The organism is Streptomyces sp. NBC_01257, from assembly GCF_035917255.1.
GTDB lineage: Bacteria > Actinomycetota > Actinomycetes > Streptomycetales > Streptomycetaceae > Streptomyces.
In genome coordinates this window covers 3,954,169-3,976,065 of the sequence record NZ_CP108472.1, presented here as the reverse complement: position 1 = coordinate 3,976,065, position 21,897 = coordinate 3,954,169, and the positions used below count along the sequence as shown (strand labels likewise).

Genomic DNA, 21,897 nt, shown 5'->3' with positions numbered 1-21,897 from the left:
GCAGCCGCAGCTTTCGCGGTCCGGGCCGGATCGTCGGCCGGGTGCGGATCAGCACCCGGGCCCACCGGACGGCCCGTGTCCGCTGAACCCGCCGGACCGGGGACGTCGCCGGGCGGTCAGGTCCGGAGCCCCGCCGTCCCCGTCAGGTGGACGCGGTCGTCGTCGCCGCGGAGCTGGAAGGCGGTGCCGTCCGCCGCGTAGGTGACGGTGCCGGGCAGCAGGACGGGTGCCTTGAAGTCGGCCCGGACCGAGCGGATCAGGTGCGGCTGCGGGGACTCGGCGAGGCAGCGGGCGACGGTCCACATGCCGTGGGCGATGGCGCGGGGGAAGCCGAACAGCCGGGCGGTCAGCGGGTGGAGGTGGATCGGGTTGCGGTCGCCCGACGCTGCTCCGTAGCGCCGTCCGAGGTCGGCGGGCAGCCGCCACTCGGTGACGGCGGGGGGAGCCGGTTCCGGAGCGGCGGGCGGGGGCGGCGGTGCGGGTTCCGTACGGGGGGCGTGCCGGGAGAGGTAGCCGCTGCGCGACTCCCACACCAGCTCGTCCGACAGCCGTGCCTCGGTGACCACCGTCACCTCGGTGCCGCGCCGGTGCGGGGTCAGTTCCGTTGCGTACACGGTGAGTTCGAGCCGGTCGGTGGGGTGCAGGGTGCGGTGTGCGGTGATCTCGATCCAGGTGTGGACGAGTCCGGTGACCGGCAGCGGGAAGTTCCGGCGGGTCATCAGCCGCATGGCGAGGGGGAAGGCCAGGACGTGCGGGTAGGTGACCGGCAGGGTGCCCGATTCGGCGAAGCCGCAGATCCTGCTGTACGCGGCCAGTGGCCCGGCGGCGAGGGGTGCGGCCGGGAGGTGCGGCCGGTCGGCCGGCAGCGCGGCACCGGGCCTGCCCGCCTTCTTGAACGGGGAGGTGAGGGCGCCGCGCGCCAGGGAGAGGATCAGGCTCGGCATCCGGTCACGCCCCCAGCAGGCTCTGGCCGCAGACCCGGACGATCTGGCCGTTGACGGCGCTGGACGCGGGCTGGGCGAACCAGGCGGTCGTCTCGGCGACGTCGACCGGGAGTCCGCCCTGGGAGAGGGAGTTCATCCGGCGGCCGGCCTCCCGGATGAAGAGGGGGACGGCCGCGGTCATCTTCGTCTCGATGAAGCCGGGGGCGACCGCGTTGACCGTGACGCCGTGGTCGGCGGCGGCGCGCGGGGCGAGCGAGCGGACCAGGCCGATGATGCCCGCCTTGCTGGCCGCGTAGTTGGTCTGGCCGTTGTTGCCCGCGATGCCCGCGATGGACGCGGTGGCGACGATCCGGCCGCCGCGGTTGACCGTGCCGGCCTTCAGCAGGGCGTCGGTGGTGCGCAGGACGCTGTCGAGGTTGACGTCGATGACCGAGGCCCAGCGGTCGGCGGACATGTTGGCGAGCCGCCGGTCGCGGGTGATGCCGGCGTTGTGGACGAGGATGTCGAGGCCGTCCGGGGCGGCGGCGGCGATCCGTTCGGCGGCGTCGTCCGCGGTGATGTCCAGCGGCAGGGCGGTGGCGCCGAGCCGGTCCGCGGTGCGCACCAGGTCCTCCTGGGCCTGCGGGATGTCCAGGCAGATGACGTGGGCGCCGTCCCGGGCCAGGACCGAGGCGACCGAGGCGCCGATGCCGCGGGCGGCGCCGGTGACCAGGGCGGTGCGTCCGGTGAGCGGGGCGGCCCAGTCGGCGACCGGGTCGGGGGCGGCCGCGGTGACCTCGATGACCTGGCCGCTGATGTAGGCGGAGCGGGGGGAGAGCAGGAAGCGCAGGGTGGACTCGGCGCCGGCGACCGCGCCGGGTGCGATGCGCAGCAGCTGGACGGTGGCGCCCTTGCCGATCTCCTTGCCGAGTGAGCGCACGAAGCCTTCGAGGGCCTGCTGGGCGGCTGCCTGGTGGTGGTCGTCCGGGGACGGGTGCACTCCGACGACGACGACGCGGCCGCCCGGTGCGAGGGAGCGGACGACCGGGTGGAGTGCGGCGTGTACGGCTCCGAGTCCGGCGGCGGTGTCGACGGCCGTCGCGTCCAGGACGATTCCGGCGGGCCGGTCGGCGCGTGCCACGACCTCCGGTCCGCAGACGGCGAGGACGGCGCCGAGCTCCTCCGTGACGGCGGAGTCCCCGGCCGTGAGATGGAGGACGGGGCCGGTGAGCGCCGGGGTCTCCAGTGTCCAGCGGCGCAGCCGGGCGGGCTGCGGCAGGCCAAGTTTCCGGGTCATGAAGCGGCCGGTTGCTGTGCCGGTGAGGTGCAGATAGCGGTCGGCCATTGTCCAGACTCCCTGCTCGGTCGTAGATTTACTCCAGAGTAAGGTTACTCAAGAGTCAGGAGTAGGTCGAGATGAGTTGGTCGCGATGATCCCCCTCGCACTCCCGCAGCCCCGCCGGGTCGCGGTCATCGGCGGCAGCCGTATACCCTTCGCGCGCTCCGACGGCCCGTACGCGCAGGCCTCCAACCAGCAGATGCTCACCGCCGCGCTGAACGGTCTGGTCGAGCGCTTCGGGCTCCAGGGGCAGCAGGTCGGCGAGTTCGCGGCGGGTGCGGTCCTCAAGCACAGCCGGGACTTCAACCTCGCCCGGGAGGCCGTCCTCGGCTCGGAACTCGACCCGCGCACTCCCGCGTACGACATCCAGCAGGCCTGCGGCACCGGCCTCCAGGCCGTGATCGCCGCCGCCAACAAGATCATGCTCGGGGCGGTCGACTCAGCGGTCGCGGGCGGTGCGGACACCACCAGCGACGCGCCGCTCGGCGTCAACGACGAGCTGCGCCGGCTGCTGCTGGCCGCGCGGCGCGCGAAGTCGGCGGGCGGTAAGGCGGCGGCTCTCGCCGGGGTACGTCCCCGCCACCTCGTCCCGGACATCCCGCGCAACGCCGAACCGCGCACGGGACTCTCGATGGGCGACCACGCGGCGGTCACCGCCCGGCAGTGGGACATCGGCCGCGCGGAGCAGGACCTGCTCGCCGCCACCAGCCACCAGCGGCTCGCCGCCGCCTACGACCGGGGCTTCCTCGACGACCTCGTCGTCCCGTACCTCGGGCTGGAGCGCGACCAGAACCTGCGCCCCGGCTCCACGGTGGAGAAACTCGCCACGCTGAAGCCGGTGTTCGGCGCGGACCACCCGGACGCGACGATGACCGCGGGGAACTCCACGCCGCTCACGGACGGCGCCGCGACGGTGCTGCTGGCGAGCGAGGAGTGGGCGGAGCGGCACGGACTGGAGCCGCTGGCCTACCTCTCGCTGTACGAGACGGCCGCGGTCGACTACGTGGGCGGTGAGGACGGGCTGCTGATGGCGCCCGCCTACGCCGTGCCGCGGCTGCTGGAGCGGGCGGGTCTCGGCGTCGAGGACTTCGACCTCTTCGAGGTGCACGAGGCCTTCGCCTCGCAGGTGCTCGCCACCCTGGCGGCCTGGGAGAAGCAGGGGCTCGCACCCGTCGACCGGGAGAAGCTCAACGTGGCGGGGTCGTCCCTCGCCACCGGGCACCCGTTCGCCGCGACGGGCGCCCGGATCGTCGCCACCCTCGCCGAGCTCCTCGCGGAGCGCGGCGCCCCGGGACGCGGACTGATCTCGATCTGCGCGGCGGGCGGCCAGGGCGTCACGGCGATCCTCGAACGCGCCTGAGCGGCACAGAAGTTGAGCACGGTCCGGCGACGGCAGCAGGGCCTGTCGCCGGACGGACCAGGTGAACCGCCCGACCCCGACGCCGAGGAGCCGCACGTGTCCACGCCACCCGCCCCTTCCCCCGCACCCGCCACGCCCGTCCTGGTCGAGCCGACGAAGGTCAGGGCCGCCGACGGCACCGTCCAGCAGGTCTCCGTACCGGCGTTCGCGGCGCCCGTCCGCCGCGGTTCGCTCGCCGAGATCCCGTTCGACAACGCCCGCGAGGCGCCCGCCGACGCGGTGCTCAGCCGCAAGCAGCCGGACGGCGGCTGGCAGGACGTGACGGCCGCGGAGTTCGCCGCCGAGGTCCTCGCCGTCGCCAAGGGCCTGATCGCGGAGGGCCTGCGGGGCGGCGACCGCATCGCGATCATGGCCCGTACGACGTACGAGTGGACGCTGCTCGACTTCGCGTCCTGGGCCGCCGGTCTGGTCACCGTCCCCATCTACCCGACCTCGTCCGCCTTCCAGGCCCGCTGGATACTCCAGGACTCCGGCGCGGTCGCCTGCGCCGTCGAGACGGCGGAGCAGGGCCGCATCATCAGCCAGGAACGCAAACAGCTCGGCGACCTCACCCACCTCTGGCAGTTCGACACGGGCGCGCTGGGCCGGCTGAAGAAGCTCGGCAGGGACGTCCCCGACGACGCCGTCGCCGCCCGACGTGCCACCCTGGAACCGGAGACCCCGGCCACCCTCATCTACACCTCGGGCACCACCGGCCGCCCCAAGGGCTGCGTCCTGACGCACGGCAACTTCTTCGCCGAGGTCGACAACGCCATCGAGCTGCTGCACCCGGTGTTCCGGTCGGTCAGCAAGTACCCGGCGTCCACCCTGCTGTTCCTGCCGCTGTCCCACGTCTTCGGCCGGATGGTCGCGATCGGCTGTCTGCGCGCCCGGGTCCGCCTCGGACACGCCCCCTCGATCCGGACCGAGGACCTCCTGGCCGACCTGGCCGGCTTCAAGCCGTCGTTCCTGCTGGCCATCCCGTACGTCCTGGAGAAGGTCTACAACACCGGCCGGGCCACCGCCGAGAAGATGGGCCGCGCCTCCTCCTTCGACCGGGCCGCCCGGATCGCCCAGCGGTACGGGCAGGCCGTCGAGGCCGCCGAGCACGGCACCGGCCCCGGGCCGGGCCCCGGGCTCCGGCTGGCCCGCGCGCTCTACGACCCGCTGGTCTACCGCCGCATCCGGGCCGCGCTCGGCGGTCACGTCCGGTACGCCATCTGCGGCGGCTCCCCGCTGGGCAGCAGGCTCGCCGCCTTCTACGCGGGCGCCGGCATCGAGATCTTCGAGGGCTACGGGCTGACGGAGACCACCGCGGCCGCCACCGTCACCCCGCCGCTCAAACCGCGCCTGGGCACGGTCGGCTGGCCGATGCCGGGCACCGCCGTGCGCATCGCCGAGGACGGCGAGGTGCTGCTCAGCGGCGGCCAGGTCTTCCAGGGCTACTGGGACACCGAGCGGGGCGCGGCCGTCCCCGTGCTGGACGGCGGCTGGTTCGCCACCGGTGACCTGGGCGCGCTCGACGAGGACGGCTACCTCACGATCACCGGCCGCAAGAAGGACATCATCATCACCTCGGGCGGCAAGAACGTCACCCCGGCCCCGCTGGAGGACTGGCTGCGCGCCCATCCGCTGGTCAGCCAGTGCATGGTGGTCGGCGACAACCGCTCGTTCATCACCGCCCTGATCACCCTGGAGCCGGACGGGCTCTCCCACTGGCGGCAGATGAAGAAGAAGCAGGGCGTCCCGATGAGCGAACTCGTCCGCGACGAGGAGCTGCACACCTCCCTGCAGCGCGCGGTGGACGAGGCCAACCGGCTCGTCTCGCGGGCCGAGTCGATCCGTAAGTTCACCGTCCTGACGGTGGACTTCACCGAGGAGGGCGGCCATCTGACACCGTCGCTGAAGCTGAAGCGGGACGCGATCGCGCGGGACTTCGAGGCGGAGATCGAGGAGCTGTACCGGAAGTAGGGCGGGTCGACGCCCCTGGTGGGGACGGGAGTTCCCCCAGGGGGCGGCCGGCTGTGGCAGACTCTGCTCCCTTTGCCTGTTCCTGCTGGGGGGAATCATGCGCCACCTCGTCACCGCTTCCACGCTCGCGGCCGCCTGCTGCCTGAGCCTGACGGCCTGCACGGGGGGCAGCGACGACCGGAGTACGCCCGAGCCGAGCCCGCGCCCCACGCTCAGGCTGGGGCAGAGCGCGGACACCGCAGGTGTCGGTGGCCGGGGGGCTGCCCGGATCACCCCGGACACGGTCGTCTACACCGACCGCACCGGCTTCGGCGCCCCGGAGCACGGCCTCTTCGCTGTCGTGACCTACCAGTCCAGGAACCGGACCACGTCGCGTGTGACGACGACAGCCGGGCAGGGCGGCCTGCGATGGACGACCGCGGACGGGCGCACGGTCACGGACAGGAACAGCAAGGCCGCGACAGGCGTGGTTCCCATCGGATTCAGCGAAGGCGGAGCGGCCCTTCCCCCCGAGGTGGGCCACCAGGACGTGGCGGTCTTCGACATCGCCGCGGCCGAGCGGGGCGGCACGCTCATCTACGTCGACGGCGACGGCACCGCCTTCCGTTGGAAGATCCCCGCGAGCGACTCCGGGTCTGCGGTTCCCGCGCTGAAGTTCGCCTTGGACTGAGAGCACCTGCGCGATCGACCTCCAGAACCCGTGATGCGCGGCGCGACAAAGTGATCCGTGGAGCAGTCCTGTCCGGCGGGAACTGGGTACGGGTACTCAGGCCCGGTCCCGTCGGGGAGTGCAGGCTCACGGTATGAGATCGATGTGGGAGGACGCGGCGCTGGCGGTCCTGACGGCGTTGGTGGGTCTGTTCCTCGGCCTCCTGGCGGCCCTGGGGGTGTTGGGAGCGAGCATGTCCGGAGGGGACTATCCCCGCACGAGCTCCGGCGAGTGGGTGGTGGCTCTGGGGGCGGCGGCCGTGGCGGTGGCCGCTCCGGCACTGGTCGCCCTGATCGCGTGGCGCCGCAAGCTGTGGCTCACGATGGCAGCCCAGGCACTGCTGTTTCTCACGCTGGCCGGTCTCGCACTGTCGTGGGGCGTCCAGTCGCTCTGATGCGGCGGCGACAACGCGATCTGCGGTCCCCGAACTCCTTCTGCCCTGCGACCCCTTGCCTGATGAAGCGTCAGGCACGACGATGACCCCGCTTGCTATGTGACGAGCCGTCAGATCGTGTCAGGGTCACCCAGGGGAAGGAGGCCGTTCGGTGCCGATACTGCCCGCCGGACCGCTGTCGTACGGGATGCAGCTCCCGATCCAGTCGCAGAGCGCCATCTACGCGGAGCCGTGGGAGGCCGCGGCCACCCCCGCGGACCTCGCGGAGATCGCCCGCACCGCCGACCGGGCCGGATTCACCTATCTGGCCAGTTGCGACCATGTCGCCATCCCGCGCCGGCTCGCGGAGGGGATGAGCACCGTCTGGTACGACCCGGTGGCCACGCTCGGCTTCCTCGCGGGCGTCACCGAGCGTGTGCTGCTGATGAGCCATGTCGCCGTCGTCGGGCTGCGCCATCCGCTGGCCACCGCCAAGCAGTACGCCACCCTCGACCACCTCAGCGGCGGCCGGCTGATCCTCGGGGTCGGGGCCGGGCACGTGCGCGAGGAGTTCGAGGCGCTCGGGGCGGACTTCGACGGGCGCGGCCCGGTGCTCGACGAGACCATCGACGCTCTGCGGGCCGCGCTCGGGCCCGAGGAGTACCCGGAGTTCGCGGGGGAGCGGTTCTCCTTCTCCGGGCTGGGGCAGCTGCCGAGGCCCGCCCAGCAACGGGTGCCGGTCTGGGTGGGCGGCTCCTCGCCCGCCGCGGTGCGCCGGGCCGCCGTGCGCGGGGACGGCTGGCTGCCGCAGGGGGACCCGCGGGAGAAGCTGCCCGCGCAGATCGCCCGGCTGCACACCCTGCGCGAGGAGGCGGGGGTCGAGGACCCGATCGTCGTCGGTGCCATCACCGAGCCGCTGTACGTGGGGGAGCCGGGCTGGTCCGTGGGGCGGCGCACGCTCAGCGGGAAGCCGGAGGCCATCGCCGAGTCGCTGCGGGAGTACGCGGCCATGGGCGTGCACCAGATCCAGGTGCGGTTCCGCAGCCGCGGCCGGACCGAACTCACTGATCAGATGGCGGCGTTCGCCGCCGAAGTCGCACCTCACCTCGACCACCTCGACAGGTAGGAGACAGGCCATGGGCAAGCTGGACGGCCGGACCGTGCTGATCAGCGGCGCGGCGCGCGGGCAGGGCGAGCAGGAGGCGCGGCTCTTCGTCGCGGAGGGCGCGCGGGTGGTGATCGCCGATGTGCTCGACGAGCAGGGCGAGGCGCTCGCGAAGGAACTGGGTCAGGAGAACGCGCTCTTCGTGCACCTGGACGTGAGTGTGGAGGCGGACTGGCAGGCCGCCGTCGCCGCGGCGAAGGAGGCCTTCGGCGGGATCGACGGGCTCGTCAACAACGCGGGCATCCTGCGCTTCAACGAGCTGCTGTCCACGCCGCTGGAGGAGTTCCAGCAGGTGGTGCAGGTCAATCAGGTGGGGGCCTTCCTGGGGATCAGGACCGTCGCGCCGGAGATCGAGGCCGCGGGGGGCGGGACCATCGTCAACACCTCCTCGTTCACCGGCCTGACCGGCATGGCCTTCGTGGGCGCGTACGCCGCGACGAAGCATGCCGTCCTGGGCCTCACCAAGGTGGCGGCCATCGAGCTGGCGGCCAAGAAGATCCGGGTCAACGCCGTCTGCCCCGGGGCCGTGGACACCGCGATGAGCAATCCGGCGCTGCTGGACCCGGCCGCGGACGTGTCGGAGTCCTCGGAGGCGCTCGACGCGTACTACAGCAAGCTCGTTCCGCTCGGGCGGATCGGCCGGCCCGAGGAGGTGGCGGCCCTGGCGCTGTTCCTGACCTCGGACGACTCCTCGTACATCACCGGGCAGCCGTTCGTCATCGACGGCGGCTGGCTGGCGGGCGTCAGTCTGTTCTGACCTTGCCGCCCATCCCGCATGTCTGACGAAGCGTCAGGTATTGACGGGTCGGGGCGTCGGTGGAACAGTCGGACGCATCAGAATCTGACGGTGTGTCAGAAACGATTGAGGACGGTGAACCCCCTTGGAATTCGGGCTCTTTGTACAGGGGTATGTGCCCGCCGCGCGGGCCAAGGTCGACCCCGGGGCAGAGCACAAGGCGCTGATCGAGGAGACCGAGTACGTCATCCAGGCGGACAAGTCCGGCTTCAAGTACGCCTGGGCCTCCGAGCACCACTTCCTGGAGGAGTACTCGCATCTCTCGGCCAACGATGTGTACCTGGGCTATCTCGCGCACGCCACCGAGCGCATCCACCTCGGATCCGGCATCTTCAACCCGCTCGCCCCGGTCAACCACCCGGTGAAGGTGGCCGAGAAGGTCGCCATGATGGACCACCTCTCGGAGGGGCGCTTCGAGTTCGGCTCCGGGCGCGGGGCGGGGACCCACGAGATCCTCGGGTTCATGCCGGGCATCACCGACATGAACCACACCAAGGAACTCTGGGAAGAGACCATCGCCGAGTTCCCCAAGATGTGGCTCCAGGACGAGTACGTCGGCTTCCAGGGCAAGCACTGGTCGCTGCCGCCGCGCAAGATCCTGCCCAAGCCGTACGGGAAGTCGCACCCGGCGATGTGGTACGCGGCCGGCTCGCCGCCCTCGTACGCGATGGCGGGGAAGAAGGGGCTCGGCGTGCTGGGCTTCAGCGTGCAGAAGGTCTCCGACATGGAGTGGGTCGTCGAGTCCTACAAGAACGCGGTCAAGGACGCCGAACCGATCGGTGACTTCGTCAACGACAACGTCATGGTCACGTCCACGGCGATCTGCGCCGAGACCCACAAGAAGGCCGTCGAGATCGCGGTCGGCGGCGGGCTGAACTACCTCCAGTCGCTGCTGTTCCGCTACCACGACACGTTCCCGCGGCCGGACGGCATCCCGGAGTGGCCGGAGCTGCTGCCGGAGTACTCGGAGGAGATCATCGAGCTGCTGATCGCCGAGGAGCTGATGATCTGCGGGGACCCGGACGAGGTGCTGGGGCAGTGCCGGCGCTGGGAGCAGGCCGGGGCGGACCAGCTGAGCTTCGGGCTGCCGATCGGGATGAGTCCCGAGGACACGCTGAACTCGATCAAGCTGATCGGTGAGCACGTGATCCCGAAGATCGACACGGACCCGGTGCACCGGACGACGCGGTTCCGCGACGCGGCGTAGTCGCGGGGGCGCTGCCCCCGCACCCCTGCTCCTCAATCGCCGGAGGGGCTGATATCGCCCGGCCGGGCCTGATGCGGCCCGGAGGGGCTCAATCTGCGGGCGGCGTCTTCCCGGACCGCCGCTCCGCGAGCCGGGGTGCGTACCGCGGCCGTGCGCACCCCGGCGCACACCACGTTTGGACACCACGGAAGGGACCCCGTCATGCTCGACCACCTCATCCGCGGAGCGACCGTCGTGGACGGCACCGGCGGGCCCTCCTTCCGCGCGGACGTCGGCATCCGGGACGGCCGCATCGCCGTCGTCGCGGAGCCCGGCACCGTCGCCGAGGAGGCCGCGACCTCCGAGGACGCCACCGGCCTCGTCCTCGCCCCCGGCTTCGTCGACCCGCACACCCACTACGACGCCCAGCTCTTCTGGGACCCGTACGCCACCCCGTCGATGAACCACGGCGTCACCACCGTCGCCGGCGGCAACTGCGGATTCACCCTCGCCCCGCTCCACCCGGACCGGCCCGAGGACGCCGACTACACCCGGCGCATGATGTCGCGGGTCGAGGGCATGGCCCTCAAGGCGCTGGAGGAGGGCGTCGACTGGAGCTGGTCCAGCTTCCGCGAGTACCTCGACGCGCTCGACGGGCGGATCGCCGTCAACGCCGGGTTCATGGTCGGGCACTGCGCCCTGCGCCGGCACGTCATGGGCGCCGACGCGGTCGGCGGACAGCCGACCCCCGCCCAACTCGACGCCATGCTCGCCCTCTTCCACGACGCGATGGACGCCGGGGCGTGGGGGCTCTCCACCACCCAGTCCTCCACCCACGCCGACGGCGACGGACAGCCGGTCGCCTCCCGGCACGCGCTGCCCGAGGAACTCCTCGCGCTCTCCCGGGCCGTCGGCGAACACGAGGGCACGCAGATCGAGGCGATCGTCGCCGGCTGCCTGGACCAGTTCTCCGACGACGAGATCGACCTGTTCGTCGACATGACGGCCGCGGCCGGACGCCCGCTCAACTGGAACGTCCTGACCATCGACGCCGCCGTCCCCGAACGCGTACCGCGCCAGCTGATCCCCAGCGAACGCGCCCGTCGCGCGGGAGGCCGGATCGTCGCGCTCACCATGCCGATCCTCACCCCGATGAACATGTCGCTCGGCACGTTCTGCGCCCTCAACCTGATCCCCGGCTGGGGCGACATCCTCGCCCTGCCCGTCCCCGAGCGCATCGAACGGCTCCGCGACGCCGACACCCGCGCCGAGATGCTCCGCCGCGCCAACAGCAAGGAGGCCGGCGTCTTCCGCCGCCTCGCGAACTTCGGCCGGTACGTCATCGGCGACACCTACAGCGAGGCGAACGAAGGCCTCAGCGGGCGCGTCGTCAAGGACATCGCGGCCGAGCGCGGCCAGGACGCCTTCCACTGCCTCGTCGAGATCTGCGCCGCCGACGAACTGCGGACGGTCCTGTGGCCGATGCCCACCGACAACGACCCCGACTCGTGGGCGCTGCGGCAGCGGACCTGGGAGCACGAGGACGTCATGCTCGGCGGTTCGGACGCGGGCGCCCACCTGGACCGGATGTGCGGAGCCCCGTACACCACCCGCTTCATCGGCGACTGCCTGCGCGGCCGCAAGCTCGTCCCGCTGGAGCAGGCCGTCAAGATGCTCACCGACGACCCGGCCCGCCTGTTCGGTCTGCGCGACCGCGGCCGTGTCACGGAGGGCTTCCACGCCGACCTCGTCCTCTTCGACCCCGAACGCATCGACGCGGGCCCGGCCACCCTCGTCCACGACCTGCCGGGCGACAGCCCCCGGCTGGACTCCAAGGCGCTCGGCATCGTGTCGGTCCGCGTCAACGGGGTGGAGACCCTGCGCGACGACAAGGTGACCGGCGCGGTCCCCGGCACGGTGCTCCGCTCCGGCCGCGACACCCGGACGGTGAGCACGCTGTGACCCCTTCACCCCAACGCCTCTTCATCGGCGGCGAGTGGACCGAACCCGCCGACGGCCACTACGAGGTGGTCAACCCGGCCACCGAGGAGACCGTCGGCCTCGCCCCCGAGGCGAGCCGCGCCCAGGTGTACGAGGCGGCCGCCGCGGCCCGCGACGCGTTCGCCACCTGGTCCCGCACCCGCCCCGAGGAGCGCGCCGCGATCCTCGACCGCGCCGCCGGCCTGATGCAGCGCGACTTCACCGCCAACGCCGCGCTCGCGCAGGCGGAGAGCGGCGCCACCACCGGAACGGCCCGCGGCATGCAGGTCGCCGTGGGCGCGGCCCGCTTCCGGCGGTACGCGAAGGGAGCGCTGGAACCGGTGGAGGAGGCGATCCCGCCGCAGATCAACGAGGCCGGGCCGATGGGCAGGGCCGGGATCTTCGGGGCGCTCGCCGTCCGCCAGCCGGTCGGCGTCGTCACCTGCATCACCTCGTACAACAACCCCTGGGCCAACCCGGCAGGCAAGATCGCCCCCGCACTCGCCATGGGCAACACGGTCGTGGTGAAACCGGCCCCGCAGGACCCGCTCTCCGTCTACCGGATGGCCGAGGCCCTCGCGGAGGCGGGCGTCCCGGCCGGCGTCGTCAACGTGGTGAGCGGTTCGGCCCCCGGAGTGGGCGAGGCGGCCGTCGACTCGCCCGACGTCGACATGGTCAGCTTCACCGGCTCCACGTCCGTCGGGCAGCGCATCGCCGAGGTCTGCGGCCGGAGCATGAAACGGCAGCTGATGGAGCTGGGCGGGAAGGGCGCCGCCGTCGTCCTCGACGACGCGGACCTCGACTCGGCGGTCGCGGGCATCGGGACGACGTTCTCGTTCTACAGCGGCCAGATCTGTACGGCTCCGACCCGCGTCCTCGTCCAACGGGCCGTGCACGACGCGCTGGTCGAGAAGCTCACCGCGTACGCCGGATACCTGCCGGTCGGCGATCCGACGGCGAAGGGCACGGTCGTCGGCCCGGTCATCTCCGCCGCCCACCGCGACCGCGTCGAGTCGTACGTGGAGCTGGCCCGCAAGGAAGGGGCGAGGGTCGTCACGGGCGGCGAACGCCCCGACCCGACCGGCCGCGGCTTCTACGTCGCCCCGACGCTGCTGGCCGACTGCACCAACGACATGCGCGTGGTGCGGGAGGAGATCTTCGGACCGGTCGTGGTGGTCGTCCCCTTCGACGACGAGGAGGAGGGCGTCGCGCTGGCCAACGACAGCGACTACGGCCTGATCGACTACGTGTGGTCCGGCGACGTGGCCCGCGCCTTCCGGGTCGCGCGCGGGCTGCGCGCGGGCGGGGTCGGCGTGAACACGATCGGCCGGAACATGGAGGCCCCGTTCGGCGGGTTCAAGCAGAGCGGTGTCGGCCGCGATGTCGGCTCGTACGCGCTGCACGCGTACAGCGAACTCCAGGCGATCGTCTGGCCGGGCTGATCCGGACGAGAGGTCCTGGGTCTACGCCCTATCCCTCCAGGAACACCGGATTGGTGAGCGCGGCGAGGGCTCCGGGCAGTCCCGGCACCGTGACCGGGTGCCGGACCTCGGCCCGGACGTAGGCGGCGTAGGCCGGCGTGGTCCGCCATTGGACCGTCCCCGCCCCTGACGGGGGGAGCGTGGCCGTGAACAGCGTGCCCTGGTCGGTGACGAAGTGGGCCGTGCAGCCCGGAGCGCCGGTGACCTCCAGCCGTACGGTGACGGGGGTGTCGTCACCCGTCACCCGCAGCCGCCCGCCGATCCCGGCATGCTGCCCGCGCCCGCCCGAGACGCCGAAAGCGAGGGTGACGTCCGAGGACTCGGCGATGTACGAGCGCCCGGCCCGGATGCCGTCCACGACGGCCTCGCGCGACAGTTCGTCGGCGAGCACGACGGTCTGCGGGAGCCCGACCTTGTCCGGCTCCCGGTGCGCATCGCTGTTGCCCATGGCCGGAACCCACGCCTGGCCCGAACGTGTGGCTGCGACGAGGGAGTTGTCCCACTCGGCGAGGGCGATCTCGTCCTCCGGGGTGTACGCCCCGTTCCACACCTCCACCGCGTCGGCCTCGCCGAAGCCGAACTTCCAGTGGCAGCCGATGCAGGTGGCGTGCGGATGGGCGGGCACGACGAGACCGCCGGCCCGGCGCACGGCCCTGGCGTAGTGCCCGAACCGGTTGTCCCGGGCCCGGTAGCGCCAGTCGATCCAGGTCCCCGGCTCGGTGGCCAGCGCGAGCACGTGCCCGTTGCGGGTGGTGATCTCCTCACCGGTGAGGACGAGCAGGTCGTCGCCCCACAGCCCGCCCCAGTCACCGTGTGCGGACGTGGTGTTGTGCTCGCTGCTGTTGATGAAGTCGAGCCCGGCCGCGCGGGCGGCGGCGGCGATCTCGGCCGGGGTCCGCCTGCCGTCCGAGTGGACGGAGTGCAGATGACAGTCACCCCGGTACCAGGCGCGCCCGCGCCCCTTGGCGCGCTCCGGCGGATACCCGGGCTCCGGCGTGGATCCGGCCGGGCCCGGCCGCAGGGTGACGGTCACCTCGTACGCCAGCCCCTCGGGCGCGACGGTGTAGGGCCCGAGGACGACGTGCCAGGTCCCGGCCCGTACCGGCCCCGCGAGATAGCCGGGGGTCGCCCCGTCGGCCCGGACGAAGAAGCTCCCGCGCGCCCCGCCGGACCACCCCCGGAACCCGGGCCCGCCCAGCTCCGTCCCGCGCTCGTCGAAGATGCCGATGTCGAGGGCGTTGCCCTGTGTGCCGGCGGGTACGGGCGGCTTCTCGTACGTGTACGAGACGGCGATCTCCGCGATGCCGCGCGGCACGTCGACGGGCAGGTAGACGTAGTCGGGCGACCCGGTGGGCAGGACCCCGCGCACGGTACGGGTGCGGGTCGCGCCCTCCCGGTCGTCCTCGGCATCGGCGTCGGCGAAGCTCACGGTCGACAACGTTAGGGCGGTGGCGGCCGTTCCGACGAGCAGGCCGCGCCTGGCGATCGGGCGGTGCGCGGGATGCGGTGCGGGCATGCGAGGGCTCCCCTGGGCGTCGTGGACCGAGACGAGGTCTCCGTGTCCGACACGGTGAAGGTGCCCCGTGAACGCGGCATGAACGCAGGGCGAGCCGAGCAAATCCGGCTGTGGCAAAGAGAGTTGCCCCGGACCAGTGCCCGGCCGCCCCCGCGCTCGGCTAGGAGTTGCGCCGGGCCCGCGAGACGAGCACGAACGCGATGATGCCGACGACGATCACGGCGAGCACGATCCCCAGGATCAGTCCGCCGCCGAACCCGCTCGACCCGTGCTTCCGCCGCTTCTTGCTCTTGCTTTTACTCTTGCTCTTGCTCTTGTACGTGTGCGCGGCCTCGCGCACACCGGTGTGGACGGCGGCGCCCGCACTCGTGTGCCCGGCGCTCTGCACGGACGCGGTGCGGGAGACCGCGGGTGCCGCGGCCGCCTCCGCGGCGGGTGCGCCGCCTATGAGCACGCCCGTCAGGAGCAGTGCGGTGAGCGCGGTGCGTGTGCGCGTACGGATCATGATGACTGACCTCCCCCGAAGTCGCCGAGGTCTCGGCTTTGCGCACCGTACGGCATACGTTTGAGCCGCCACCAGACAACGACGGAGGTGTCCTGTATGCGGATCGCCACGACGATCTTCCTCACCGACGAAACGATCACACCGGTGCGGCTCGCGCACCAGCTTGAGCAGCGGGGATTCGCCGGGCTCTATCTTCCGGAGCACACGCACATCCCGGTGAGCAGGGAAACTCTTTACCCGATGGGCGGCGACCTGCCGCCCGAGTACGCCCGCACCCTGGACCCGTTCGTCGCCCTGGGCCAGGCCTCCGCGGTGACGGAACGGCTGGCGCTCGGCACGGGCATCACCCTGGTGACCCAGCACGACCCGATCGATCTGGCCAAGCAGATCGCCACGCTCGACCACCTCTCCGGCGGCCGCTTCACCCTCGGCATCGGCTTCGGCTGGAACGTGGAGGAGGCCGCGGACCACGGGGTGACATGGTCGACGCGCCGGGAGCTCGGCCGCGACCGGATGGCGCTGATGCGCGCCCTGTGGGCCGATGAACCCACGGCGTACGAGGGTGAGTTCGGCTCGGTGCAAGCGAGCCACGTCCACCCGAAGCCGTTCCAGCGGCCGCGCGGCCCGGTGGTCGGCCCGCGCACCCTGATCGGCGGCGCGGCGGGCCCGAAGCTCTTCACGCACATCGCGGAGTACGCGGACGGCTGGATGCCGATCGGCGGCCGGGGCCTGTCGGAGTCCCTCCCGAAGCTGCGCGCGGCCTGGGAATCGGCGGAACGCGACCCGAAGGACCTCCAGGTGGTCCCGTACGCGGTCCAGCCGACCCCGGGCAAACTGGCGCACTACGAGGACCTGGGCATCGAGGAGGTCGTCCTCCAACTGCCCCCGGCGGGCGAGGCGGAGGTCCTGCGGACGATGGACGCGTACGCGGAGTACCTGTAGCCGGGGCCGGACGTTGTCAGGCCCCGTGCTGCCCGGCCTCGTCGATCAGCCGGTGCATCGTCGCGACGGGCAGCGCCGGGTTGGCGGCTGCCAGGGACGCGAGTTCGCCGTCATCGAGCAGCGCGGTGATCCGGTCACTCGGAAGCCGCGGGTGGCGGGCGGCGTCGGCGCGGACCCGCCGGTCCGGGTCGCGGGTGAGCCGGTCGGCGGTGTCCGGTGCGAGTCCGGTGTCCAGCAGTGCCAGACGCCGGACTTCGGGATCCTGGTCACCGGCGAACCCTGCGAGCCCGGTGCGGGGGAAGCGGGGCCGGCCGGTGAGATGCCACCGGTCGGGGCCGGTGTACTCCAGGAAGCAGCGCAGCAGCAGTGCGGCCGGGGCGTCGGGATGGTTCTGGCCGAGCAGGACCCGTACCCCGAGATCGGTGTCGTCCGCGAGGCGCGCGACCAGGTCGGCGGGGAGTGTGGGGACCCCGGCGGCGCTGCGCCTCAGGAGCGGGTGCGCCGACCCTGCGAGCCCGCGAAGCTCCTCCTGGCCGGGCAGCGAGGCCGGGTCGTACGGCGGGGTGTGGGGATAGCGGGTCTCCTGCGTCACCTCGTAGTCGATGTCGGCCCGTTGCGCCTCGCTCAGTGCGGGATGCACGGAGAGGGCGAGCCGCACGGCCGGGTCCGGATCGACGGCGAGGGCACGGCGCTCGGACGGTCCCAGATCGGGCCGTTGGGCGACGCGGGCGCGGACCTCGGGATCGGGGTGTCCGGCCAGCAGGCCCACGGTCGCGGCGGGCGTGCTGGTGTTGCCGGCGATCAGCCACGCGTTCTGTGACAGCGCCTCCGCAATGACATCGGGGGCCAGCGCCCCGTACATCAGAAGGTGCGTGCGTGCGTGGCAGTGGTGCGCGGGGAGTTCCTCCCGCACCGCGTCCGGGTCGCGAAGCCGTTCGTGCCACCGGCTGTTGCGGGCGGCCGCCTCCCGTACCGCAGGATCCGGATCGGCCAGCAGAGCGGCCCGCACCGCGGGTGCCAGAGAATCCCAGGAGCTGGTTCCCGTCAGGCGGACCCGAGCCTCCGGATGGGTGGGCATCGCACGCCGCAGACCGGGGGAGACCTGCCGGCCGAGCGCCGAAAGCGACTCGTCGTCGTAGGTCTTGATCATCCGGACGACGGTGCGGTCGGGCAGCGGGCGGGGCAGACACACGTCGTCGGCCCGTGGTTCGTGCGCCAGGTGCGCCCGGACGAACCACTCCGGGTCGTCCACCAGCCGCGCCCGCTGCTCCGGATCCGCGTACGGGTTCCGGGCGAAGAAGCTGCGGGTGTTCCGGTCCGGGTGGGCCACCACCGCATCCACCACCGGAGCGGGCAGTACCCGGTCCCGGCACAGCACCATCCGCACGGCGGCCGGCCCGCCCGCGAGCAGCCGCAGCAGGACGTCGACGGGAGCGGCCGGGTTGAGCGCGACACCGGCCAGACGACGCTCCGCAGGACCGGCCGTGTCCCATATCTCGTCAGGAGTCACCGACGGATGGTCCCATGGGCGCTGCCCGGTGCTGCCCGGTGCTGCCCGGCACTGTCCGGCGTTACCCGGCGCTGTCCTCGGCGAGGGTGTGGGCTACGAGCGCGTTGGCGTGTCCGTGCCCCATGCCGTGTTCCGTCTTGAGCCAGGAGACGAGCTCCATGTGCTTGGTCAGGGGCGAGGAGCGGACGAGGTCCTTCCACTCCGCGATCGGGCGGCCGTACTTCTTCTCGATCGAGGGGAAGTAGCTCGCGGGGCCCTTTACCGGTTCGGTCATGTCGTCAGTTTCCCGTTCTTCTGTGTGCCGGTCGTCGTGGTTGCGTCGGTGACCGTCACCGTTGCGGCGTGTGCTGGGTTGGCGGCGTCGTGGCCCGCAGCCGGACCGTCACCGCGCTGAGCCACAGGAGGCCGAGGGCGGCACCCGCGGTGAAGGCCAGGACGCTGACGGAGGAGGCCGAGGAGCCGGCCAGGACGCCCACCGGTACGAGGCGGGAGGCGAGGGCCCAGCCGCGTTGTCCCCGGTCGGCGAAGTACGTGGCCAGGACGAGGAACGCGGCGCACAGGGCGAGGAAACCCACGGTGGCGCCGCCCAGGTGAACGGCTCCGTGCGCGCTGACCGAGCCGCTGGACCCCTTCGGCGTCCCGGCGGGGAATCCGTCGCCGGGATCGGCGGTGAACACCCCGGCGAGAACGAACGAGGCGCCGAAGACGCCGACCAGCCGCGGGGCCCACACCCCGCCGGGGGCGCCGCGCAGGACGCGGCGCATCCCGATCGCACCGGCGATGGCCAGCAGTCCGGTGAGCAGGAAGACGATCACCTGTATCCAGCCGAGGCCGCCCAGGCTGAGCTGGCTGAAGGCGTTGCGGGTGAAGTCGAAGCCCTCGCGGGTCAGGCCCTGGATGAGGCTCGCCACGAGGAACAGCGGGCCCGCGACGATGCCGCCGGCTAACAGGGTCCCGGTCCTGGCCCCGGCGTCGGTTCTGGTCTCGGCGCTGGTCTTGCTTCCGGTCTTGGTCCCGGTCTTGGTCCCGGTCATGCAGTCCTCCTGGGCCGTCGATACCCGTAACGGGAACTAGACGGTGTAGTACCGATGGGAACTGGACGGTACAGTACCCATGGAAGAACTGGACTGTCCAGTACTGTCAGCGCGAGGAGGCGGCGTGGAAGCAGCCGAGCAGGGCCGGTCGGCGCGCAAGCGGCAGGCCATCATGGAGGCCGCGACCAGCGCCTTCATGGAGAAGGGTTACTCCGGCACGAGCATGGACGACATCGCGAGACTGGCCGCGGTGTCCAAGCAGACGGTCTACAAGCACTTCTCCGACAAGGAGAAGCTGTTCGCCGAGATCATCCTCGCCACGAGCGACCGCATCGACGGCATGGTCGACCTGGTGGCGGACATCCCGTCCGACGCCGACGCCCTGGACGAGAACCTGACCCGGCTCGCCCGCCGGTTCCTCGACGCGCTCACACAGCCCCAGGTGCTCCAGCTGAGGCGCCTGGTCATCGCCAACGCCGACGCCTTCCCCGAACTCGGCGCGGCCTGGTACGGGCAGGGCTTCGAGCGGGTCCTGGCCACGCTGGCGGCCACCTTCGAGCGGCTCGCGGACGAAGGGCTGCTCCGCATCGAGGAACCGGCCCTGGCCGCCCACCACTTCTCGGGTCTGCTGCTGTGGGTCCCGGTGAACAAGGCCATGTTCCACGGCGGCCCCCGCCACACGCAGGCCGAGCTGGACCACTACGCCGCCGAGGGAGTCCGCGCCTTCCTGGCCGCCTACCGCTGACGTCAGGGCCGGGGCGAGGCCCACCCCTGCGCGTCCTCACACGCATCGCAGCGGCCCGGTTCGGCGGCCCTGAAAGCGCGGTCGCAGTCGTCGCAGTTCTGCATGGGTACGGGACGGAAGGCTGCCGGGAGGGAGTGCCCGGACGGCAGGGAGACGGTCAGCCGGTGCCTCAGCAACTGCGCCGGGAACCGCACCGGCCGGGGCAGGTCCTCGGTCAGCGCCTTGCGTACGTCGGCGGGCGAGGCGTCCCGCTCGAACCAGGCGGCGACGCCGGGCGCGAGGAGGTCGATCTCCTTCTCCGTCAGCCGGAGTTCGGCGTCCTGGCGCTGGAGCCCGACGAGCAGGAGCGCGGCGGCCTGGAGGAGCTGCGGCAGGGGATGGAGCGGCTGCGGAAGCGGCGGACGCGGGGGCTTCTTCGCGGTGGGTGCGGGGACGCGGGGTGTGGGCACGGGTACGGGGTCCGGGGGAGCCGCGGGGGCCGGAGCCGGCCGGGGCTTGGGCCGTGGCGCGACCGTCTGCGCCTTGTCGCGGGCGGCGGGGTCCGGGTGGTTGTACGAGACGGTCCGTGTGTAGATCCGGCCGTCGGGCGAACGCTCCCGGGTGCGCTTCAGATAGCCGTGCTGCTCCAACTCCCGCAGGGCCCCGGCGATTCGGTGCTCGCTGTCGGGCAGCCGGGTGGCCAGGACCTTGATGCCGATCCTGGCGCCGGGCGGCAGCGACTGGATGTGCAGGGCGAGCCCTCGCGCGGCGAGCGAGAGCTCGCGGTGCTGGCTGAGGTGATTGCCCACGACCGTGAAGCGGTCGGCGTGGCGGATGTTGACATGCTCGATACCGGAGGGCGGGGCGTAGGAGCCCGCGATAGCCTGCGAGGTAGCCATCAGGAAGGGTCTACTTCCGTGTTGGTGAGGCCCCCGCTTTGGGATTCGCAGTCCCGGCGGGGGCCGTCAGAGGTCTGAAGTTTGGTGCGGCGAGCATATGCCACGCAACCCGGTGCAAATCCAGCCCAGTTGGCGAACCTCACCCGTGCGGGTGACGGGGCCGCCGGGTGGGTCGGGTGGGTAAGAAGTTCTCTCCCAAGTGCTTTAAAAGCCTTTACGTCGTGGGCCGCCGTGACGCGGAGTACCGGGACGCGGCGGACCGGGTCGCGGATTCCCGCGACCCGGTGATGTGCGCTCCGGATCAGCCCTGACGGGCGTACGCGACGAAGGCGGACCAGGCGGTCGGGGCGACGTCGAAGTGGGGGCGCTGGATGTCCTTGGAGTCGCGGATGTGGATGGTGGTCGGGCAGGCGGCGACCTCGATGCAGTTGCCGCCTTCGCCGCTGCTGTAGCTGGACTTGCGCCAGTCGTAAGCGACCTCGATGCACGCGCCGCCCTCGCCGCCGCTGTAGCTGCTCTTGAACCAGTGCAGTTGCTCGGTGTTCATCGGTCTCCCACCATCTTCTCGATCATCGTCAGGGACTCCCTCGGGGTGAGTGCCTGCGCCCGCATGATCCCATAGCGCTCACTTACTACGCGGACTTCATCCGGGTCTGTGATGAGGCGTGCGTGCCCCTGAACTTCGGTGTACGCCACCTCTTTGCGGCCTTTCGGCGTTAACAGGATGAACGGCCCGTCCAGGTTCGGGTGGTCCTCGGTCGCCGTCGGCAGAATCTGAACCTCGACGTTGCGCATCCGACCAATTCGCAGGAGCTTCCTGAGCTGGTCGATGTGGGCAGCGGGCCCACCGATCGGCCGCTGGAGCACCACCTCTTCCAGCACGCAGCTGAGCGTCGGGAGGGGCCATCGCTCGAAGATCTGTTGGCGGGCCATACGGTCGGCTACCCGCTTCTCGATGGTTTCCTCGTCGAGCAGCGGCCGCCGCTGAGCGAACAACGCGCGCGCGTATTGCTCGGTTTGGAACAGTCCGGGCACGGCCTGGTTGCTGTAGTCGTGCAAGGCAACTGCCTCCGCCTCCATCCGGGCGTAGTCCCGGAACCAACCCGGGTGCCGGGTCCGGGACCGTGTCAGCGCGTCCCGTACCTCCTCCACGGCCGCAACCAGCACGCCACCCGCGTTCAGGACCGTGTCGGACCTGATCAGGAACTCCGCCTGAGGTGTCCGTACGCCTCGTTCCATCGCCGAGATCAGGTCCTCGCCGCAGTGGGTCGCCGAGGCCAGATCCTTCTGACTCAGACCCGCGCGCTCGCGCAGGACCTTGATCTGTCTGCCCAGTGCCCTGAACAGGTGGGCGGTCCCGTCCGACTCGGCCGGCCGCTCCGGTCGCTCTTCTCGCTCCGTGTTCGCCATCTGCCCCGTACCGCCTCTGTCCGTCCGGTCACGGC

General features: G+C 71.8%; 21 protein-coding genes. 11 read left to right on the top strand and 10 right to left on the bottom strand.

What is annotated here, in order from left to right; translation table 11 throughout:
- Positions 1 to 116 precede the first annotated feature (116 nt).
- Entirely contained in the window at positions 117 to 944 is an 828-nt protein-coding gene (locus OG408_RS16935; RefSeq protein ID WP_326670628.1) for a MaoC/PaaZ C-terminal domain-containing protein, read from the bottom strand.
- Positions 945 to 948: 4 nt separating this feature from the next.
- Positions 949 to 2,268, bottom strand: a complete 1,320-nt coding sequence (locus OG408_RS16930; protein ID WP_266779940.1) for a 3-oxoacyl-ACP reductase — start codon at positions 2,266 to 2,268, stop codon at positions 949 to 951.
- An 85-nt stretch (positions 2,269 to 2,353) separates the two neighbouring features.
- On the opposite strand from OG408_RS16930, the gene OG408_RS16925 reads away from it, so the two are divergent.
- From OG408_RS16925 to OG408_RS16885, 9 genes are all read left to right on the top strand, one after another.
- Positions 2,354 to 3,622, top strand: coding sequence for an acetyl-CoA C-acetyltransferase (locus OG408_RS16925; RefSeq protein ID WP_326670625.1), 1,269 nt, complete (start codon positions 2,354 to 2,356; stop codon positions 3,620 to 3,622).
- Between the two features lie 96 nt (positions 3,623 to 3,718).
- Positions 3,719 to 5,632: an AMP-dependent synthetase/ligase gene (locus OG408_RS16920; RefSeq protein ID WP_285568196.1), complete on the top strand. Its 1,914-nt coding sequence runs from the start codon at positions 3,719 to 3,721 to the stop codon at positions 5,630 to 5,632.
- A gap of 97 nt (positions 5,633 to 5,729) precedes the next feature.
- Positions 5,730 to 6,302: a hypothetical protein gene (locus OG408_RS16915; protein ID WP_326670622.1), complete on the top strand. Its 573-nt coding sequence runs from the start codon at positions 5,730 to 5,732 to the stop codon at positions 6,300 to 6,302.
- Between the two features lie 133 nt (positions 6,303 to 6,435).
- Complete coding sequence (locus OG408_RS16910; protein WP_326670620.1) at positions 6,436 to 6,735, top strand: hypothetical protein; 300 nt, start codon at positions 6,436 to 6,438, stop codon at positions 6,733 to 6,735.
- A 151-nt stretch (positions 6,736 to 6,886) separates the two neighbouring features.
- A complete protein-coding gene (locus OG408_RS16905; RefSeq protein ID WP_266779935.1) occupies positions 6,887 to 7,840 on the top strand; it encodes an LLM class F420-dependent oxidoreductase in 954 nt (317 codons plus the stop codon).
- Between the two features lie 10 nt (positions 7,841 to 7,850).
- Positions 7,851 to 8,636, top strand: a complete 786-nt coding sequence (locus OG408_RS16900; RefSeq protein ID WP_266779934.1) for an SDR family NAD(P)-dependent oxidoreductase — start codon at positions 7,851 to 7,853, stop codon at positions 8,634 to 8,636.
- A 124-nt stretch (positions 8,637 to 8,760) separates the two neighbouring features.
- Complete coding sequence (locus OG408_RS16895; protein ID WP_266779933.1) at positions 8,761 to 9,882, top strand: LLM class flavin-dependent oxidoreductase; 1,122 nt, start codon at positions 8,761 to 8,763, stop codon at positions 9,880 to 9,882.
- Positions 9,883 to 10,083: 201 nt separating this feature from the next.
- Positions 10,084 to 11,823, top strand: coding sequence for an N-acyl-D-amino-acid deacylase family protein (locus OG408_RS16890; RefSeq protein WP_266779932.1), 1,740 nt, complete (start codon positions 10,084 to 10,086; stop codon positions 11,821 to 11,823).
- Positions 11,820 to 13,283 carry an aldehyde dehydrogenase family protein gene (locus tag OG408_RS16885; protein WP_326670616.1) on the top strand — a complete coding sequence of 488 codons (1,464 nt, stop codon included), beginning with the start codon at positions 11,820 to 11,822 and terminating at the stop codon, positions 13,281 to 13,283. The genes OG408_RS16890 and OG408_RS16885 overlap by 4 nt, the downstream gene beginning before the upstream one ends.
- A gap of 28 nt (positions 13,284 to 13,311) precedes the next feature.
- On the opposite strand, the gene OG408_RS16880 is transcribed toward OG408_RS16885, so the two are convergent.
- Together OG408_RS16880 and OG408_RS16875 are read right to left on the bottom strand one after the other, a co-directional pair.
- Entirely contained in the window at positions 13,312 to 14,838 is a 1,527-nt protein-coding gene (locus tag OG408_RS16880; protein ID WP_326670614.1) for a CehA/McbA family metallohydrolase, read from the bottom strand.
- A gap of 160 nt (positions 14,839 to 14,998) precedes the next feature.
- Complete coding sequence (locus OG408_RS16875) at positions 14,999 to 15,343, bottom strand: hypothetical protein (RefSeq protein WP_326670612.1); 345 nt, start codon at positions 15,341 to 15,343, stop codon at positions 14,999 to 15,001.
- A 96-nt stretch (positions 15,344 to 15,439) separates the two neighbouring features.
- Between OG408_RS16875 and OG408_RS16870 the strand changes: the two genes are divergently transcribed.
- Positions 15,440 to 16,285, top strand: a complete 846-nt coding sequence (locus OG408_RS16870; RefSeq protein WP_326670611.1) for an LLM class F420-dependent oxidoreductase — start codon at positions 15,440 to 15,442, stop codon at positions 16,283 to 16,285.
- A 16-nt stretch (positions 16,286 to 16,301) separates the two neighbouring features.
- Here the strand turns inward: OG408_RS16870 and OG408_RS16865 are convergent, their stop codons facing one another.
- From OG408_RS16865 to OG408_RS16855, 3 genes are all read right to left on the bottom strand, one after another.
- Complete coding sequence (locus OG408_RS16865) at positions 16,302 to 17,795, bottom strand: hypothetical protein (RefSeq protein ID WP_326670609.1); 1,494 nt, start codon at positions 17,793 to 17,795, stop codon at positions 16,302 to 16,304.
- Positions 17,796 to 17,856: 61 nt separating this feature from the next.
- A complete protein-coding gene (locus tag OG408_RS16860; RefSeq protein WP_266779926.1) occupies positions 17,857 to 18,069 on the bottom strand; it encodes a DUF4287 domain-containing protein in 213 nt (70 codons plus the stop codon).
- Positions 18,070 to 18,124: 55 nt separating this feature from the next.
- Positions 18,125 to 18,829 (bottom strand): DUF998 domain-containing protein, encoded by a 705-nt coding sequence (locus tag OG408_RS16855; protein ID WP_326670607.1) that lies wholly within the window; start codon positions 18,827 to 18,829, stop codon positions 18,125 to 18,127.
- Positions 18,830 to 18,953: 124 nt separating this feature from the next.
- Here OG408_RS16855 and OG408_RS16850 point away from each other — a divergent pair, with 124 nt between their 5' ends.
- Entirely contained in the window at positions 18,954 to 19,574 is a 621-nt protein-coding gene (locus tag OG408_RS16850; protein WP_326670605.1) for a TetR/AcrR family transcriptional regulator, read from the top strand.
- Between the two features lie 2 nt (positions 19,575 to 19,576).
- On the opposite strand, the gene OG408_RS16845 is transcribed toward OG408_RS16850, so the two are convergent.
- The 3 genes from OG408_RS16845 to OG408_RS16835 all read right to left on the bottom strand — a co-directional run bounded on the left by OG408_RS16845 (position 19,577) and on the right by OG408_RS16835 (position 21,862).
- The gene (locus tag OG408_RS16845) at positions 19,577 to 20,452 is read right to left on the bottom strand and encodes a helix-turn-helix domain-containing protein (protein WP_266779923.1); all 876 of its coding nucleotides are present in this window, start codon (positions 20,450 to 20,452) and stop codon (positions 19,577 to 19,579) included.
- A 301-nt stretch (positions 20,453 to 20,753) separates the two neighbouring features.
- Complete coding sequence (locus OG408_RS16840) at positions 20,754 to 20,999, bottom strand: DUF397 domain-containing protein (protein WP_285568215.1); 246 nt, start codon at positions 20,997 to 20,999, stop codon at positions 20,754 to 20,756.
- A complete protein-coding gene (locus OG408_RS16835) occupies positions 20,996 to 21,862 on the bottom strand; it encodes a helix-turn-helix domain-containing protein (protein WP_326670603.1) in 867 nt (288 codons plus the stop codon). The genes OG408_RS16840 and OG408_RS16835 overlap by 4 nt, the downstream gene beginning before the upstream one ends.
- Positions 21,863 to 21,897 lie beyond the last annotated feature (35 nt).

What these genes read in the sequence shown, in the direction of transcription:
- OG408_RS16860 (WP_266779926.1), bottom strand. Translation starts at nt 18,069, where the DNA reads ATGACCGAACCGGTAAAGGGCCCCGCGAGCTACTTCCCCTCGATCGAG.
- OG408_RS16925 (WP_326670625.1), top strand. Translation starts at nt 2,354, where the DNA reads ATGATCCCCCTCGCACTCCCGCAGCCCCGCCGGGTCGCGGTCATCGGC.
- OG408_RS16935 (WP_326670628.1), bottom strand. Translation starts at nt 944, where the DNA reads ATGCCGAGCCTGATCCTCTCCCTGGCGCGCGGCGCCCTCACCTCCCCG.
- OG408_RS16870 (WP_326670611.1), top strand. Translation starts at nt 15,440, where the DNA reads ATGCGGATCGCCACGACGATCTTCCTCACCGACGAAACGATCACACCG.
- OG408_RS16915 (WP_326670622.1), top strand. Translation starts at nt 5,730, where the DNA reads ATGCGCCACCTCGTCACCGCTTCCACGCTCGCGGCCGCCTGCTGCCTG.
- OG408_RS16890 (WP_266779932.1), top strand. Translation starts at nt 10,084, where the DNA reads ATGCTCGACCACCTCATCCGCGGAGCGACCGTCGTGGACGGCACCGGC.
- OG408_RS16840 (WP_285568215.1), bottom strand. Translation starts at nt 20,999, where the DNA reads ATGAACACCGAGCAACTGCACTGGTTCAAGAGCAGCTACAGCGGCGGC.
- OG408_RS16900 (WP_266779934.1), top strand. Translation starts at nt 7,851, where the DNA reads ATGGGCAAGCTGGACGGCCGGACCGTGCTGATCAGCGGCGCGGCGCGC.
- OG408_RS16855 (WP_326670607.1), bottom strand. Translation starts at nt 18,829, where the DNA reads ATGACCGGGACCAAGACCGGGACCAAGACCGGAAGCAAGACCAGCGCC.
- OG408_RS16835 (WP_326670603.1), bottom strand. Translation starts at nt 21,862, where the DNA reads ATGGCGAACACGGAGCGAGAAGAGCGACCGGAGCGGCCGGCCGAGTCG.
- OG408_RS16930 (WP_266779940.1), bottom strand. Translation starts at nt 2,268, where the DNA reads ATGGCCGACCGCTATCTGCACCTCACCGGCACAGCAACCGGCCGCTTC.
- OG408_RS16845 (WP_266779923.1), bottom strand. Translation starts at nt 20,452, where the DNA reads ATGGCTACCTCGCAGGCTATCGCGGGCTCCTACGCCCCGCCCTCCGGT.
- OG408_RS16910 (WP_326670620.1), top strand. Translation starts at nt 6,436, where the DNA reads ATGAGATCGATGTGGGAGGACGCGGCGCTGGCGGTCCTGACGGCGTTG.
- OG408_RS16875 (WP_326670612.1), bottom strand. Translation starts at nt 15,343, where the DNA reads ATGATCCGTACGCGCACACGCACCGCGCTCACCGCACTGCTCCTGACG.
- OG408_RS16880 (WP_326670614.1), bottom strand. Translation starts at nt 14,838, where the DNA reads ATGCCCGCACCGCATCCCGCGCACCGCCCGATCGCCAGGCGCGGCCTG.